The sequence below is a fragment of the Chryseobacterium sp. genome (assembly GCF_029240215.1).
Taxonomy (GTDB): Bacteria; Bacteroidota; Bacteroidia; order Flavobacteriales; family Weeksellaceae; genus Chryseobacterium.
This window is the reverse complement of the sequence record NZ_JARBTK010000005.1, coordinates 124,537-141,417: the sequence shown is the minus strand read 5'-3', so window position 1 is coordinate 141,417 and position 16,881 is coordinate 124,537. Positions and strand designations below refer to the sequence as shown.

Here is a 16,881-nt window from a genome sequence, read left to right as displayed (position 1 = left end):
AATATCTTTCTGATTATCAAGCTATTTAATACATTTGTTATTACAACAGCATAAGGAAACTTTTGGTCAATTTTCTTCCGCCATTGAGACTGAAATTAGCATTTTTTCTCCTGCAATCAAGTTTCTGGAAGATAACACTGTCCAATCTTTTCCTTTTTTTATGAAAAAAATGCGTCCGAATGGGAACGCATTTTATTTTTTTAAAAGAAATATTTCTTAAGCCTTTTTTACAAATTCAGACTTCAGTGCCATAGAACCAAAGCCGTCAATTTTACAGTCGATATTATGATCGCTTTCAGGTCTTAGACGGATATTCTTTACTTTGGTACCTGCTTTCACCGGTTTCGGAGCACCTTTTACTGGAAGATCTTTCACTACAACTACAGAATCTCCATCCTGTAACTCATTTCCGTTAGCGTCAAAAATTTTCCCCGAATTATCATTTTCGGCAGCAGTTTCTTTTGGATTCCATTCATAAAAGCACTGAGAGCAAACCATCAAATCATCCTGTTCATAAGTAAACTCAGAACTACACTTCGGGCAAATAACTACATCACTCATATTTTTAAATTTTTGCAAAGATAATTTTTTTGAATTATAAGTTTCAAATTGAAATTGAGTAAAAAGAAATTCATTTTATAACAGATTAAATCTTAGTGATCTTGAAATTAAATTCAAAAACCAACATTAATATAAGTCATACGCATAAACTCTTAACTCTCAACTTAAATTCGTATTTTTGCAAGTTCAAACAGCATACTGCAACAATGGAATTAATACACAGAAACTTGGCCATCGGAATTCACGATGCTTTACAAGAAACTTTTTTTGAGAAAAATAAATACGCCGATAAAGTAATCGAAAGACTTTTAAAAGCTCATAGAAAGTGGGGAAGCCAGGACAGAGCAGTTGTTTCTGAGATTTTCTACAACATCATCCGTTGGAAAAGACGCCTTGAATATTATATGGGTGAAAGTGTAAAACCTGATAATGTCTATAAATTAATTGTTGCTTACTGTCTTTATAGCAAAACCAACTACAAAAGATTTGAAGAGTTTGAAGGCATCAAAATCGCTGACATTACTACAAAACTGAAAAAAGGAACAGTTCCTACAAAATCTATTGAATATTCAATTCCTGAATGGCTGGCTGAAACTTTAGAAAAAGAACTGGGCCCTATCTGGGAAAAAGAAATGAAGGCTTTGAACGAGCAAGCTCCGACAGTTTTAAGAGCAAATTCGTTGAAAACCTCAGCAAAAGAACTGATTGCAGATCTTGCGGTTGAAAACGTAGTGGCTTACACCGTAAAAAATTATCCTGATGCAGTGCAGTTAGAAGAAAAAAAGAATGTTTTTCTTACCAGTGCATTCAAAGACGGATTGTTTGAAGTACAAGATGCAACTTCTCAAAAAATCGGATATTTTCTTGATGTAAAAGAAGGTCAGAGAGTGGTTGACGTTTGCGCAGGAGCAGGTGGAAAAACACTTCACTTAGCAGCATTGATGGGAAACAAAGGTCAGATTATTGCTTTAGACATTTACGAATGGAAATTGGCTGAATTGAAGCGCCGTGCAAAAAGAGCCGGAGCTCACAATATTGAAACCCGTATGATTTCTGACAACAAAGTGATCAAACGTCTTCATGAAACTGCCGACAGACTTTTGATTGATGCGCCATGTTCAGGTTTGGGAGTTTTAAAAAGAAATCCTGACAGCAAGTGGAATTATTCTAAAATTCTTAAAAAAGGCGGAAAAATGGTGTATGCTACATGCTCAATTCTTCCATCAGAAAACAACGAACAGGTTGCCGAATTTTTGAAAAACAACCCTGATTTCAAATTGATCAAAGACGAAAAAATAATGCCAAGTCAAGGCTACGACGGATTCTATATGGCTCTTATTGAAAGATTGGCTTAAATTTATTTAAATATAACATACAAACTACTCTATTTTTGGAGTAGTTTTTTTTAGTAAACTAATGCAAACATTTACCTTTGTAAAAACCATCATTACATCATGATAAGAGCATTATTCATCAGTTTTTTTATTTTTTCATTTGCTTTAAACTTTGCGCAGACCTACGAAATTCAATACACAAGTTCGTACAACGGAAAAACTCAGCCCAATCAAAATCCTGTAATTGTTTGGGTGAATGAGAATGAAAATTACATTTTAAATACCAAAACCAAAGAACAAAAAAACGATTATCCGTTTGAAATCAGTAAAATAGAAAAACCTTCAAATACGATCATTTCTTACGGATTTTTAAAACCCGGAGAAATCATATCAACTTCTGATGCAGAATCGGTGAGTAAACAAAGCTTTGAATTCACTTCTGAAACTAAAAAAATCTTAGGCTACAACTGTAAAAAAGCAGTCACAAAAATAAATTCAAACACTATTGAAGTTTGGTACACAAATGATCTCAAACTGAAAGGCGGACCCTCGAGCCTCGGACAAAATTTAGGTTTGGTCTTAGAAATCGAACGAAACGGAAATTCTGCAACGACTGCAACTTCATTAAAAAAGATCAAAAAATCAGGCATCGAAAACATCATCAACAAGCCCATAACAACCACAGATCTTTTGAGTTATAAAGATTTACTCTGGAAAAGCAGATTCACCACTTTAAAAGTCTTTGAAAACGAAATCATTAATTTCTCAGATCAGTCAAAATCTGATGAAAACATAAAAAGATTTGCCAACGGAACGATCATTTTAAAGAAAATCAAATTCCCGAAGATTTCTGAGGGTGAAAATGTTTTTGTGGAACTGAAACAGCAATCCAACGGTGATGCTTACGACAGAACCGGAACGGTATTTTTTATTCCGGAAAACAAATCACAATCATTTTTTGATGGACTGGAAAAAGGCGTAAAAACACTTCCCCTTTTTGAAAACGGAAACGGCAAACAATATTTCGGAGTTATCTCTAATGAAAAGTATCAGCCGGCGATAGAGCTGATGAGATTTTTTACAGCTTTCGGAATCAATAAGTTTAATAATTTAGAACTAAAAGATAAGACCTGGCAAACTGTAAGTCCGTTTCGACAAGACATTACCGAGTTAAAACCTTCTCTTTCGGAAAAAGAAATCTGGATCGGAACTTTTATAGGAAATTACGATAAGGGTGGCCATAAAGTAAGGTTAGACATTACCATTCATAAAAGTGATCAGATTGTCAACAAAAACAATCAGGTCATTTCACTTTTTAATACGACGAATATTATGGAAATGGCGGGACAGGATTATGCAACGATGTTTGATAATGAAAAAGGACTTTTTGTGGAATTTAATTTAGAAAAAAACCTTAAAAATGCTCAGTTAAGATATATCACAACCGGACATGGTGGCTGGGAAAACGGTGATGAGTTTATTCCTAAGGTAAACTCTATTTATCTGGATGGAAAAATGACATTCTCTTTTACACCCTGGAGAACCGATTGCGGATCTTACCGACTTTATAATCCCGCTTCAGGAAATTTTCCTGACGGACTTTCGTCTTCTGATCTCAGTCGATCAAATTGGTGTCCGGGAACGATAACCAATCCGAATTATATACAATTGGGAGATTTAAAAGCAGGAAAACATACCATTCAAGTAAAAATTCCTCAGGGAAAACCGGAAGGAACGAGCTTCAGCGCATGGAACGTTTCCGGTGTTTTACTGGGTTCTGAATAAAAACAAAACCTCCTTGCAATATTATTACAAGGAGGTAAAAACACAAATGATGAAAAAAAATTATTTCGAGCAACAAAGGAATGAAAAATATTTGAATTATTAATTATCATACATCAATATTTTTAAACTTTTTTTGTTTTTGCTCATTCATCAGGTAAATCAGACCATGAAAAATATCAACCACACACGTAGTAAAAACCAACACACAAATAACATTTTAAACCAATTAATGCTATTTAATTTAAAATATAAACTTTAATTAAATTTTTATTTTAAAATTTGTACATATAGTTTACTTTTGCTTCAAATAAAAATAACATGTGTGGAATCGTATGCTTGTTTGATGCCAAACAACAAACTGAAATATTAAGACCTCAAGTCTTGGAAATGTCTAAAAAGATCCGTCATCGTGGACCGGACTGGAGTGGTGTTTTTCAAAATGAGAAAGTTTTATTTTCTCACGAAAGACTTGCCATCGTAGATCCTACTTCCGGAAAACAACCTCTATTTTCTAAAGACGGAAAAATTGTTTTAGCCGTAAACGGAGAAATCTATAATCACCGTGAGCTAAAAGAAGAATTTCCGGATTATGAGTTTCAAACCAAATCTGACTGCGAAGTTATTTTAGCCTTGTATCAAAAATACGGAAAAGATTTCATCGAAAAATTAAATGGAATTTTCGCCTTTGCCCTATACGACATCGAAAACAACGTTTATCTGATTGCCCGTGATCATATGGGAATTTGTCCTTTATATCAAGGTTGGGACAAAAACGGAAACTATTATATCGCATCTGAACTAAAAGCTTTGGAAGGAGTCTGTAAAAAAATTGACACTTTCCTTCCGGGACATTATGTGTACAACATTGAGGGAACGGAGCTTCAGCAATGGTACAAAAGAGACTGGGAAAGTTTTGATGCAGTAAAAGATAACGTTACAGATATTCAGGCGATCAGAAAAGGATTGGAAGAGGCGGTCCACAGACAATTGATGAGTGATGTTCCTTATGGAGTTTTGCTTTCAGGTGGGTTAGATTCATCGATAATTTCTGCAGTTACTGCAAAATACGCGAGACAGAGAATTGAAAGTGGCGACACTCAGGAAGCTTGGTATCCGAGATTGCACAGTTTTGCAGTTGGCTTAGAGGGTTCTCCAGATTTGGCGGCAGCAAAAAAAGCAGCGGAACATATCGGATCGGTTCATCATGAAGTTAATTTTACCGTTCAGGAAGGTTTAGATGCAATCCGTGATGTAATTTATCACCTGGAAACTTATGATGTTACGACAATCAGAGCTTCCACACCGATGTATCTTTTGGCAAGAGTGATTAAATCGATGGGAATAAAAATGGTCCTTTCAGGTGAAGGTGCAGATGAATTGTTCGGTGGATATTTATATTTCCATAAAGCTCCGAATGCAAAAGAATTTCATGATGAAACGGTAAGAAAACTTGGGAAACTTCATCTTTACGATTGTTTAAGAGCCAACAAAGCATTGATGAGTTGGGGAATTGAAGGCAGAGTTCCGTTTTTGGATAAAGAATTTATGGATGTTGCCATGAACGTAAATCCACAGGATAAAATGATCAGCAAAGAAGAAGGAAAAATCGAAAAATGGGTTTTGAGAAAAGCTTTTGAAGATCTTTTACCAGAATCTATTGCATGGAGACAGAAAGAACAGTTCTCTGACGGAGTCGGATATTCATGGATTGACACACTGAAAGACATCGCAGAAAAATACGTAACTGATGAAATGATGACGAATGCAAAATTCAGATTTCCTCTAAACACACCTCAAAATAAGGAAGAATATCGTTATCGGACGATTTTCGAAGAGCATTTCCCAAGTGAAACTGCAGCTGAAACCGTACCTTCTGTACCTTCTGTAGCTTGTTCTACTCCTATCGCATTAGAATGGGATGAAGCTTTTAAAAAAATGAATGACCCAAGCGGAAGAGCCGTAAAAGTACACGGAACGTCTTATTAAAATCAATAAATTTATCAATCCTGTATTCGTACAGGATTTTTTCTTGAATAAAATCAATAATATTTGGATAATTTAACTAACTATTAAACTTATTATCTAATAAATAATTATATTTGAAAAATTAAAAAAATCTTTGCTGTAAAATGAAAAGAAACATTACTATTTTATTTGCTTTACTATCTGTAAGCTTCGCTTTTGGACAAGGTAAATATGGAAAATATCTTAATTCTAAAAAGCTGGCTCTTACCTATAAAAGTGTAAAACCTGCTGAGAAAGATGATTACTATCAGCAATATTATTGGTTAGTAAAAGCTGAACAATTAAAAACATTTCCTCACCTGAAGGATATAAAGCCTGTAGTTCTTTACAACTTTGTAAAAAAAGTAAACCCGCAAAATCCTACAAAAAAATTGGATGACAGAGGTAAAGAATTAAGAAAAACAGCAGAATTATCTCTGGATCAATATTTTAAAAACAAAAACTTCCAAAACAACCAGGTATTACTGTACAATTTGGAAACTTATGTAGATCCTTCTCAAGGTGAATATTTCACTAAAGTAGATGCTGAAAAAATTAAAGAACTGGTACCAAAAGAATTTTTCGGTTTTGCTTCTTTAAACAAAAAGACAATGGAAGAAACCAACTATTATCTTTGGGTTGACAAGAAAAAAGATGAGTTCAAAATTGTAGATATCATTCCAAGCGAGAAAGACAAGAAGTTTTACGCTTCTCTGAAACAATATTTGCCAAAATACAAATTCGAGAAAAAGTATATGCCGACTGTGAAAAAAGGAACTAAAGCTGATAAAACAGACAAAGATTTCTTCTACATCATGCCATTTGAGCGAAACGTAGACAACATCGAATACAAAACGGATGATTTTGAAACATTCACACTAAGTCAGGTAAAAAGAGAAGGCGAAGCGTGGATCGGAGTAGAAAAGCCAAGAAAATAAATAAGAAAGTCCTGTGAAATGTCACAGGACTTTTTTATTTTTATACAATGCCTACAAAAATCTCTACAAGACAAACCGTAAAAAAAGTTCTTCCACTGATTCTGGCGACTGCAATCTTTATGCAGATGCTCGATTCCACCATCCTGAATACTTCACTACCTTCTATTGCAAGAGATTTAAAGGAATCTCCGCTGAATATGCAGAATGCAATTATCAGCTATGTTTTGACATTGGCTGTCTTCATGCCCGCAAGCGGATTTTTGGCAGACCGTTTTGGAACCAGAAGAGTTTTTATTTTTGCTCTTGTACTTTTTAGTTTAGGCTCGGTATTTTGTGCACTTTCTCAAAATCTTACCCATTTGGTAATCTCAAGAGTAATTCAAGGAGTTGGCGGAAGTCTGATGACACCTGTTGGAAAATTGGCTTTAATCAAAACATTTGAAAGAAACGAATTGCTGAAAGCAATGAATTTCGCCATCATTCCAGCTTTGATCGGACCGGTTTTAGGTCCTTTGGTCGGAGGTTATATGGTTGATTATCTTTCATGGCACTGGATTTTCCTGATTAACATTCCGATTGGATTATTAGGAATTATTTTAGGTTTAAAATATATGCCCAATTACAATTCACGGGAAACCGACTTTGACCTTAAAGGTTTTATGATTTTTGCGGCAGCCTCTCTCCTGCTTTCAATTTCACTTGAACTATTCGGAGATATGCAGAATATCACGCCGGTTTTATTAGTTTTTATTTTGGGATTTTTGTTCCTGTATTATTATTACCGACATGCAAAAAAAGGTGAAAATCCTATTTTCCCATTAAATTTATTTCAGGTTCGTACTTTTAGGGTGGGAATTGTAGGCAATCTTGCAACAAGGCTAGGAATCAGTTCGGTTCCACTCTTGCTTCCTCTGATGATTCAGATTGCATACGGTCAATCGGCAGTCACTTCTGGTTGGATTATTGCTCCGATGGCCCTCACAGCAATGTTTGGAAAATCTTCAGTCCTTAAAATTTTAAATAAGTACGGCTATAAAAGAACTTTAATGGTCAATACATTCATCATCGGCATTTTAATTTGCTGTCTAGCCATTCCGGATATTCACTCATCTTTGTTTTGGTTTATTCCAATCATTGCCATTTTAGGATTTTTCAACTCGATCCAATTCACTTCAATGAATACGATTTCTATTGCAGATTTACGGAATTTCCAGACCAGTAGCGGAAATTCTTTAATCTCTGTGAATCAGCAGTTAGCGATCGGATTCGGAATCGCATTCGGTTTAATTGTTCTTAAAATTTACGAAAATAGCCCTGAACTTATCCGACATGAAACTCACAATGCATTCCGATATACATTTCTTACAGTAGGAATTTTAACGATTTTATCAAGTTTAGTTTTCAGAAGACTCCACACCTTTGATGGCAGAAACATGCGATCATCTGAAGAATAAAAATTCATCCAACTCCAAAACACTCAAACCCTCCCATTTTACAATTCAAACTCAAAAAATTCACTACTTACCACACATCAATGTAATTTTAGTCTCACTGTTCTAATTTTGTTTAAAATTAAAACAAACATATTATGACAACTAAAAAAGTAGAAATCGTAATTCCACCAAAACCTGCGCATTTTGTAGGTGACGGTTTTAGGGTGCATAATTTTATTCCGAGTGTTCAGAAGCTCGATATGAAAAGAATGGATCCTTTCATTATGCTGGATTATAATTCTAAATTTCATTTTAATCCTTCCGAAACCCCAAAAGGTGTCGGTGTTCATCCGCACAGAGGTTTTGAAACCGTAACAATCGCCTATCAGGGAAAAGTGGAACATCATGACAGCGCAGGTGGTGGCGGAATCATCGGTGAAGGTGATGTACAATGGATGACCGCAGCAAGTGGCGTGCTTCACAAAGAATATCACGAGAAAGAATGGTCTAAACAAGGCGGAATCTTCCAGATGGTTCAGCTTTGGGTAAATCTTCCTGCAAAAGATAAAATGAGCAAACCGAAATATCAGGCGATTTCAAATTCAGAAATGAAGAAAGCAGATTTAGGTGAAAACGGATTCATTGAAATTATTGCCGGAGAATTTGAAGGAAATAAAGGTACTGCATTTACATTCAGTCCGGTCAATCTGATGAATGCAAAATTAAAATCAGGCGGAAAAGCAAACTTTAATTTCCCGGCAAATTTTAATACTGCTGCATTAGTTATTGAAGGAAACATCATTGTAAATGGTGAAGAAAAAGTTCCAACCAACAATTTTGTTTTATTTAAAAATGAAGGCGAAAGTTTTACTATTGAAGCAACAGAAGATTCCATTATATTAATCATCAGCGGAGAGCCGATCAATGAACTAATCTTTCCTCACGGGCCATTTGTAATGAATTCCAGAGAAGAAATCATGCAGGCTTTTGAAGATTTCAATACCGGAAAATTCGGGTATCTGGAAGATTAAAACATAGCCATTAATTTAGAAGTATGTTTGTCATTCCATAGGAATCTAAATTCAGAGTTATCATCAACATTGAGATCCTTCCAGGATGACAAACTAAACGCTTAAGTATGAAAATTTAATTCACAAACATAAAATATAAAAAATCATGAAACCAGAATTTGAAAACATCCCGTTAGTAAAAAACGAAGAAAAAAAGAGATTCGAAATAGAATACAATGGTCATTTTGCATTTATCGACTGTAAAGAAACAAGTCAGCAAATTGCTCTCATTCACACAGAAGCCGAACCTGAATTAGCAGGAACCGGAGCTGCTGCAGCCGTAGTTGAAAAGACTTTGATTTATATCGAAGAAAGCGGAAAAAAACTTCTTCCTTTCTGTCCTTATGTTTTCGCTTTTATCAGAAAACATCCGGAATGGAAACGTATTGTTGACGAGAGATTTGAAGGGTATGACAAACTTTAAATTTACGCAAACAAGCATCAGCATTGGAAATATTTGATTACATTAGCTTATCTGAAAAACAAAAACCAAATCTATCATGTCAAACATCGGACTTATTATAGAAGAAAAATCAGCAGATATAGGAAATTTTTTGGTGGGGAGACTTTTGCCTTTCCGTGAAAAAAGAGCAGTCGGACCTTTCGTATTTATCGATCACATGGGACCAGCAGAACTGAAAAATTATCAAAATTTAGACGTTCCGCCACATCCGCATATCGGACTTTCAACTTTAACTTATCTATTGGAAGGTTCTATTTTCCACAGAGACAGTATCGGAAGCGCACTTGAAATAAAACCTGGCGCAGTCAACTGGATGACTGCCGGAAAAGGCGTTGTACACTCGGAAAGAACTCCGGAATATTTGAGAGAAACCGACAAAAGACTTCACGGATTTCAAATCTGGGTAGGACTTCCGAAACATTTAGAGCAAAGCGAGCCGACTTTTAGCCACATCGAAGCAGATGAACTTCCGGTTTGGGAAGAAAACGGAGTTCAGTATAAATTAATCGCAGGTGAAGCCTTCGGAAGAAAATCTCCGGTTCCGGTTCACAGCAAATTATTTTTTATTGAAATTAAAACTAAAACGGCTCAGAAAATAAGCATCGGACAAGATCTTTATGGAGAAGCTGCAATGTATGTTCTTGACGGAACCGTAAATATTGAAGATAATAATTACGGATCAAAACAATTGCTGATCGCCAAAAATACTCAACTTTGTGAGTTTGAAATGAGCGAAAATGCGACTGTTTACCTTTTCGGAGGCGAACCTTTTGATGAAGAACGTTTCATTTTCTGGAATTTTGTGAATTCAGATAAAGAACTGATTGATCAGGCAAAAGTAAACTGGAATGACCAGAATCACGAAGCTTTCCCATTAGTTCCGGGAGATGAGAATGAATTTGTTCCGCTTCCGAAAGCAATTTTAAACCGAAAATAAAACAAAAAGTAAAGCCACTTTTTGTACAAGTGGCTTACCTTTTTTGAAAAAAAATTAAAAGATTAATTCTCTCTTTGAGCTTCAGAAAGTTTCGTAATAAAATCTGTCCAAAGTTTAGAATCTTCAGGGGTCATTTTAGACGACCAGGAAGCGTGTTGTGCAGTCCATTCCTGTGATTTTGCAGTAAGTTCCTGGCTTCTTGCTACATCTCCGGCTTTTGAAGCTGCAGACATTTCAGAAACCATTGTTGCGTATTCACTTGCAAACTGCTGAACTTCCGGGTTACTGAATTTTGGGACTTGTACTCCATCAACAGTAACACCAGATCCGTTCGAAACTTTTTCTTCCGACGCAACAGAATTTTCTGTTTTCGGGCTCTCAGTTTTTGAGGCTTCTTCTTTTTTGCATGCTGTAATGCAGATTAGCACAACAGCACCCAACATGAGGATAGTTTTTTTCATAAATATTTGATTTTATCTGTATTACAAATATAATTTAATTTATGAATAATTTAAACAAAAATATATTTAACATAAAATTATTCAACAAAACTAAGCATAGCATAATAAATCAATAAAGCAATTATTCCATAATAACAAATCTTTACAAAATAGGAGCAATAATGACTGTATCATTAAATTAAACTTAATTGAATAATAATCAGCTACCCAAACTCTTTATATATTTGAGTACAGTTTTATGTAATGTCCTTATTTTAAATTAAATTTTGATTAGTTTTATAAAAAAATAACAATGAAAATATTAGCATTTGCCGGAAGTACATCCTCCACATCCATCAACAGAGAATTAGTAAAATTTGTTCTGAAAAGTTTTCAGGAAAACGAAATCAATTTTATTGACCTTAATGATTTTTCAATGCCTGTTTTCTCAGTTGATCTGGAAAAAAAAGGTTTTCCCGACGAAGCACATCATTTTTTGAAGCAAATTGAAGAATGTGATGTGATTATCTGCTCTCTCGCCGAACACAACAGATCGTACAGTGCAGCTTTTAAAAATATTTTCGACTGGGCTTCAAGAATCAATGTAAAAGTTTTCCAGAACAAACCGATGCTTTTAATGAGCACTTCTCCTGGTGGTTACGGTGGCGGAAACGTAATGAATACTGCGAAAACGTTCTTCCCGCAATTTGCGGCTGATGTAAAAGAAACTTTTTCCTTATCTAAATTTTACGAAAACTTCGATTTGGAAAGCGGTGTGATCAATCCGGAAATGCTGAAAGAATTAAATAAAAAAATTGAAAGTTTTAAAAATCAGACTAAATCTTAAAGATTATGGAAACACATAAATATTCTAATGGCAACATTAATGTAATATGGCAGCCTCAAAAGTGTATTCACGCCGGAATTTGTGTAAAAATGCTTCCAAATGTTTATGATCCGAAGGCACGACCTTGGATCAAGGCAGAAAACGCAACTTCTGATGAACTAAAAAATCAGATCAACCAATGCCCTTCCGGTGCATTAACTTACGAATTAAAAACTGAAAAATAATGGCTGTAACTGTAAAAGCGAGTTTAGGTAAAACAAAATATTATACAGAAGTCGTTGCAGGTGACAATAAGCTGATCACCGACGAACCCATTGATAAAGGCGGAAAAAATGAAGGATTTAATCCTTTTGAAATCCTGGCAACTTCTCTGGCAAGCTGTACTGCTGCAACGCTGCGAATGTATATTGAAAGAAAAGAATGGGACGTAGAAAGAATTGACGTAGAGGTAGAACTTGAAAATTTCCCACTCACAAAATTGGCAGTTTTTAAAAGAAATATTAGTTTTGAAGGGCAGGGTTTAAATGAAGATCAACTGAAAAGACTTCACGCAATTGCAGATGCCTGTCCGGTACACAAAATTTTAACCAACCAAATAGAAATTCAAACCAAATTTTCATAATATGATAGAAGTAAAACAAAACAACGACGAAAAACACGGAAGCTTTGAAGCTTTAATAGACGGAAAAAAAGCAGGATTAATGACCTATACTTGGGCAGGTGAAGAAAGATTCATCATCGACCACACTGAGGTAGAAGAAGAATATAACGGAAAAGGCGTTGGAAAAGAAATGCTGGTCAAAGCTGTAGAATTTGCCAGAGAAAACAGTAAGAAAATCATCCCGCTTTGTCCGTTTGCTAAGGCGACATTTCAAAAAAATGAGGATTTGCAGGATGTTCTTTAATTAAATTAAAATAAAATTTTGACATAAAAACCTTTCGGCTTTCAAATGCTGAGAGGTTTTTTTTTCGTACAATATAGAATATAATTTATTAAAATTATTTATCTCATAGCTTGAGCTGATTTATTGTTGATTTGAAGTTGCAAGATCAGTTAGAATAAAAAATAATATAGATTTAAATCTGATAAATAGATTTGAAAATCAAAGGTAATTCCTCAATCCCCAACTTCTTTCTTCCCTCTTTCCAAAAAAAACTATATTTGCTGAAATTTAAAATTTCAGAATGAATACAGGAACTGTCCTTTTGCTGTTTGTTTTTGTTTACTTCGTCGGTCTTTTGGTGATCTCATATTTTACGAGCCGGAATTCTGACAACCAATCGTTTTTCATCGGTAACAAAAAAAGTAAATGGTGGCTTGTTGCTTTCGGTATGATCGGAACCAGCTTAAGCGGAGTTACTTTCATTTCCGTTCCCGGAACTGTCGGGAAAATGACCGGAAGCGAATATATTTATGGCGGATTTGAATATTACATGATGGTAATCGGGTTTTTCATCGGATATTTTATTGTTGCGGCAATCCTGCTTCCACTCTATTATAAGATGAATCTGACCTCTATTTATACTTATTTAGGAAAAAGATTTAACGTAGAAGCACATAAAATTGGTTCAGTATTTTTTATCGTTTCGAGAGCGATCGGCGCAACTGCGAGATTGTATCTTGTTGTCAATGTATTACAAATATTTCTATTGGAAGGTTTAGGCGTTCCGTTTTGGCTGACTGCGATGGTACTTTTGCTGATGGTACTTCTCTATACTTTTGAAGGCGGTGTAAAAACAATTGTAATTACCGATACTTTGCAGACTTCGTTTATGATCATTAGTTTGATTGCGTGTATTGTTTATATTTTATCAAATTTAAATCTGTCTTTTGGCGAAGCTTATACTATTTTAGGCGAAAAAAACTACACTCATTTTATTAATTTTGATCCCAATTCCAAAACATTTTTCCTGAAAACCATCTTAGGCGGAATTTTCATTACCATTGCAATGACTGGTCTGGATCAGGAAATGATGCAGAAAAATATCTCTGTAGACAATCTCCAGAATTCTAAGAAAAACATGCTGACTTTCGCAGGAACTTTACTTTTCGTCAATCTTGCATTCCTGTTTTTAGGAGGCTTACTTTATCTTTTTGCTTTGCAGAACGGTGCCGGATATTCACAAATCACAAATATTGTCGACGGGAAAGAAGTCGTTTCAAACATTTTCGGATTTAAAGATGCTGCAGGAAATGTGAAAAACATCATGGGAGACGATTTGTTCCCTGCTTTATCGCTTAACGGATATTTTCCAATGACGATTTCCGTTATTTTTATCATCGGGTTGATTTCGGCATTATTCCCATCCGCAGATGGAGCATTGACAGCCGTTACCAGCTCGTACTGTGTTGATTTATTAAATTTAAATGAAGATAAAACCAGAACAGAAAAACAGAAAAAACATCTTCGAATGAAGATCCATTTGACATTTACTGTGGTTTTCTTTATTTTGATTATGGTCTTTAAAGCGATGAATGACAAATCGATCGTTTATCTGATCATGGAAATTGCGGGTTATACTTATGGACCGCTTTTAGGGCTTTTTGCCTTCGGAATTTTCACCAAATTTAAAATTTCAAAGAAATATTCAATTCTTGCAGTAACACTTTTGGCTCCGGTTCTTACTTATTTAATTAACTATCTTGTAACAACTTACACCGATTACAGAATTGGTGTGGAACTGATTATTTTAAATGGTTTGCTGACGTTTATCGGGTTGTGGCTGGTGAAGAATAAGAATTATTTGAAGTTGGTTTAAGTTTGGCTTTACAATAACCCAAGAATCAACGAAAATAATTTTATAAATAAAATCCGGGTTTGAAATCCGGATTTTTGCATTTCCGTAAGCCAGTAAAAAATTGTAGATTTGCGTGCAAATAAATCCTATAAAATGAGTAAAAGTATTGAAGAGCTGAAATCTCTTACTACACAAATCAGAAGAGACATTTTAAGAATGGTTCACGCTGTAAATTCAGGACATCCTGGTGGAAGTTTAGGCTGTACAGAGTATTTCACAGCACTTTACGGTAAGGTAATGAACTATAATTTACCATTCACAATGGAAGGTAAAAATGAAGATCACTTCTACCTTTCAAACGGACATATTTCGCCGGTTTTCTATTCTACTCTGGCAAGATTTGATTTCTTTCCGGTAGCTGAATTGAAGACTTTCAGAAAATTAGATTCAAGATTACAAGGTCACCCAACCACTCACGAAGGTTTGCCGGGAATCAGAATTGCTTCAGGATCTTTGGGTCAGGGACTTTCTGTTGCTCTTGGTGTTGCTCAGGGTAAAAAACTAGACGGTGACGATTCTTTGGTATACACGCTTCATGGTGACGGAGAATTACAAGAAGGTCAGGTTTGGGAAGCATTGATGTATGCTGCAGCTAAAAAAGTAGATAATATCATTTCAACAATTGACTATAACGGACAACAGATTGACGGAAGCACAGAAAATGTACTTTCATTAGGAAATCTTCATGCCAAATTAGAAGCTTTCGGATGGATCGTTTTGGAAGAAAAAAACGGAAATGACCTTGAAGCGGTAATTGCAATTCTTGAAAGAGCAAAAACTGAAACAGGAAAAGGAAAACCTGTTGTAATCATTCTTCATACAGAAATGGGTAATGGCGTTGATTACATGATGGGAAGCCACGCTTGGCACGGTAAAGCTCCGAACGACGAGCAGCTGGATACGGCTTTTAAACAATTGTACTTAGAAGCTCCGGCAGATTATTAATTATAAGTAATTGGTAATAAGTAATCTTAATTAATAATTAGTAAAAATGAAACCGTAAGGTTACATGATTCTATAATAAAAATTAGAAATCCTCATGAAATATACATATACAGAAAAAAAAGATACACGTTCAGGATTCGGGGCTGGTTTGGCAGAATTGGCTGACACAAACCCGAATGTGGTGGCACTTTGCGCAGACCTTATCGGTTCTTTAAAAATGGAAAAATTCATCGAAAAAGCTCCTGAAAGATTCTACCAGGTTGGTATCGCCGAAGCAAATATGATGGGATTGGCTGCAGGTTTGAGTATTACGGGAAAAATTCCTTTTACGGGAACTTTCGCTAACTTTTCTACTTCAAGAGTTTATGACCAGATACGTCAGTCTATCGCTTATTCCGGAAAGAATGTTAAAATCTGTGCTTCTCACGCAGGTCTTACTTTGGGTGAAGACGGCGCAACCCATCAGGTTTTGGAAGACATCGGAATGATGAAAATGCTTCCCGGAATGACCGTTATCAACCCTTGTGACTACAACCAGACAAAAGCTGCAACTTTAGCTATTGCTGACTTTGAAGGTCCTGTATATTTAAGATTCGGAAGACCTGTAGTTCCTGTTTTCATTCCTGAAGATATGCCTTTCGAAATCGGTAAAGGTATTCTTTTACAGGAAGGAACTGACGTAACGATCGTTGCTACGGGCCACCTTGTCTGGGAATCTCTGGTTGCAGCTGAAGAGCTTGAAAAAGAAGGAATCTCTTGCGAAGTAATCAATATCCACACGATTAAACCTCTTGACGAAGAAATCATCTTAAAATCAGTCGAAAAAACAGGAAAAATAGTTACTGCTGAAGAGCATAATTATTTAGGTGGTTTAGGTGAATCAATTGCCGGAATGTTGGCAAGAAAAAGACCTACAAGACAGGAATTTGTAGCAGTAAATGATACGTTCGGAGAATCTGCGACTCCTACTGAGTTAATGAAAAAATATAAAATCGATTCTGCGGCTGTAATTGAAGCAGTGAAGAGAATTTTAGCATAATACATTTCATTTGAAATGTATTATAAAAGCATCCAAATTGGATGCTTTTTTTTGTTCTTTAATTGAATTTAAAATTTAGCAATTTTTATTTTAATTAATCTTTAACAACTTTGCATATTATGTATCGCTCCTACGGAGCTCAATATTTTTATACTTCTTTATTGCTACGAACGTTTTTGCTCCTCTGGAACAATATTTACGTGTGATTTCATTTTAGAACTAAAAAACCGAACGGTTATAAACTTAAGCTAAAGTCATTTCGAATGGTTTCCTTAAAAAGAAAAAC

Annotated in this window: 17 protein-coding genes; 15 read left to right on the top strand and 2 right to left on the bottom strand. The window is 35.2% G+C overall.

Features of this window, described 5'->3' with window-relative positions; genetic code table 11:
• Window positions 1-216: 216 nt before the first annotated feature.
• On the bottom strand, window positions 217-561 hold the full coding sequence (locus K0R77_RS12390; protein ID WP_300352713.1) for a zinc ribbon domain-containing protein YjdM: 345 nt from the start codon (window positions 559-561) through the stop codon (window positions 217-219).
• A gap of 206 nt (window positions 562-767) precedes the next feature.
• Here K0R77_RS12390 and K0R77_RS12385 point away from each other — a divergent pair, with 206 nt between their 5' ends.
• The 8 genes from K0R77_RS12385 (at window position 768) to K0R77_RS12350 (ending at window position 10,525) form a co-directional block, all read left to right on the top strand.
• On the top strand, window positions 768-1,916 hold the full coding sequence (locus K0R77_RS12385; protein WP_300352710.1) for a class I SAM-dependent methyltransferase: 1,149 nt from the start codon (window positions 768-770) through the stop codon (window positions 1,914-1,916).
• A gap of 99 nt (window positions 1,917-2,015) precedes the next feature.
• Window positions 2,016-3,680, top strand: a complete 1,665-nt coding sequence (locus tag K0R77_RS12380; RefSeq protein WP_300352707.1) for a GLPGLI family protein — start codon at window positions 2,016-2,018, stop codon at window positions 3,678-3,680.
• 318 nt (window positions 3,681-3,998) lie between these two features.
• A complete protein-coding gene (gene asnB / locus K0R77_RS12375; RefSeq protein WP_300352704.1) occupies window positions 3,999-5,666 on the top strand; it encodes an asparagine synthase B in 1,668 nt (555 codons plus the stop codon).
• Between the two features lie 143 nt (window positions 5,667-5,809).
• Window positions 5,810-6,622, top strand: coding sequence for a hypothetical protein (locus K0R77_RS12370; protein ID WP_300352701.1), 813 nt, complete (start codon window positions 5,810-5,812; stop codon window positions 6,620-6,622).
• A 47-nt stretch (window positions 6,623-6,669) separates the two neighbouring features.
• The gene (locus K0R77_RS12365) at window positions 6,670-8,076 is read left to right on the top strand and encodes an MFS transporter (RefSeq protein ID WP_300352698.1); all 1,407 of its coding nucleotides are present in this window, start codon (window positions 6,670-6,672) and stop codon (window positions 8,074-8,076) included.
• 134 nt (window positions 8,077-8,210) lie between these two features.
• Entirely contained in the window at window positions 8,211-9,086 is an 876-nt protein-coding gene (locus K0R77_RS12360; protein WP_300352696.1) for a pirin family protein, read from the top strand.
• A 145-nt stretch (window positions 9,087-9,231) separates the two neighbouring features.
• Entirely contained in the window at window positions 9,232-9,549 is a 318-nt protein-coding gene (locus K0R77_RS12355; RefSeq protein ID WP_300352692.1) for an N-acetyltransferase, read from the top strand.
• A gap of 76 nt (window positions 9,550-9,625) precedes the next feature.
• Window positions 9,626-10,525 (top strand): pirin family protein, encoded by a 900-nt coding sequence (locus K0R77_RS12350; RefSeq protein WP_300352689.1) that lies wholly within the window; start codon window positions 9,626-9,628, stop codon window positions 10,523-10,525.
• Between the two features lie 62 nt (window positions 10,526-10,587).
• Here K0R77_RS12350 and K0R77_RS12345 read toward each other — a convergent pair whose 3' ends face one another.
• The gene (locus tag K0R77_RS12345) at window positions 10,588-10,986 is read right to left on the bottom strand and encodes a hypothetical protein (protein ID WP_300352686.1); all 399 of its coding nucleotides are present in this window, start codon (window positions 10,984-10,986) and stop codon (window positions 10,588-10,590) included.
• A 292-nt stretch (window positions 10,987-11,278) separates the two neighbouring features.
• Between K0R77_RS12345 and K0R77_RS12340 the strand changes: the two genes are divergently transcribed.
• The 7 genes from K0R77_RS12340 (at window position 11,279) to K0R77_RS12310 (ending at window position 16,595) form a co-directional block, all read left to right on the top strand.
• A complete protein-coding gene (locus K0R77_RS12340) occupies window positions 11,279-11,812 on the top strand; it encodes an NADPH-dependent FMN reductase (RefSeq protein WP_300352683.1) in 534 nt (177 codons plus the stop codon).
• Window positions 11,813-11,817: 5 nt separating this feature from the next.
• A complete protein-coding gene (locus tag K0R77_RS12335; protein WP_300352680.1) occupies window positions 11,818-12,036 on the top strand; it encodes a (4Fe-4S)-binding protein in 219 nt (72 codons plus the stop codon).
• Window positions 12,036-12,434 carry an OsmC family protein gene (locus K0R77_RS12330; RefSeq protein ID WP_300352677.1) on the top strand — a complete coding sequence of 133 codons (399 nt, stop codon included), beginning with the start codon at window positions 12,036-12,038 and terminating at the stop codon, window positions 12,432-12,434. Before K0R77_RS12335 ends, K0R77_RS12330 begins: the two co-directional genes overlap by 1 nt.
• A 1-nt stretch (window position 12,435) precedes the next feature.
• Complete coding sequence (locus tag K0R77_RS12325; protein WP_300352676.1) at window positions 12,436-12,717, top strand: GNAT family N-acetyltransferase; 282 nt, start codon at window positions 12,436-12,438, stop codon at window positions 12,715-12,717.
• 280 nt (window positions 12,718-12,997) lie between these two features.
• Window positions 12,998-14,572 (top strand): sodium:solute symporter, encoded by a 1,575-nt coding sequence (locus tag K0R77_RS12320; RefSeq protein WP_300352673.1) that lies wholly within the window; start codon window positions 12,998-13,000, stop codon window positions 14,570-14,572.
• Between the two features lie 132 nt (window positions 14,573-14,704).
• Entirely contained in the window at window positions 14,705-15,556 is an 852-nt protein-coding gene (locus K0R77_RS12315) for a transketolase (protein ID WP_300352670.1), read from the top strand.
• 94 nt (window positions 15,557-15,650) lie between these two features.
• Window positions 15,651-16,595: a transketolase family protein gene (locus K0R77_RS12310; protein ID WP_300352668.1), complete on the top strand. Its 945-nt coding sequence runs from the start codon at window positions 15,651-15,653 to the stop codon at window positions 16,593-16,595.
• Window positions 16,596-16,881 lie beyond the last annotated feature (286 nt).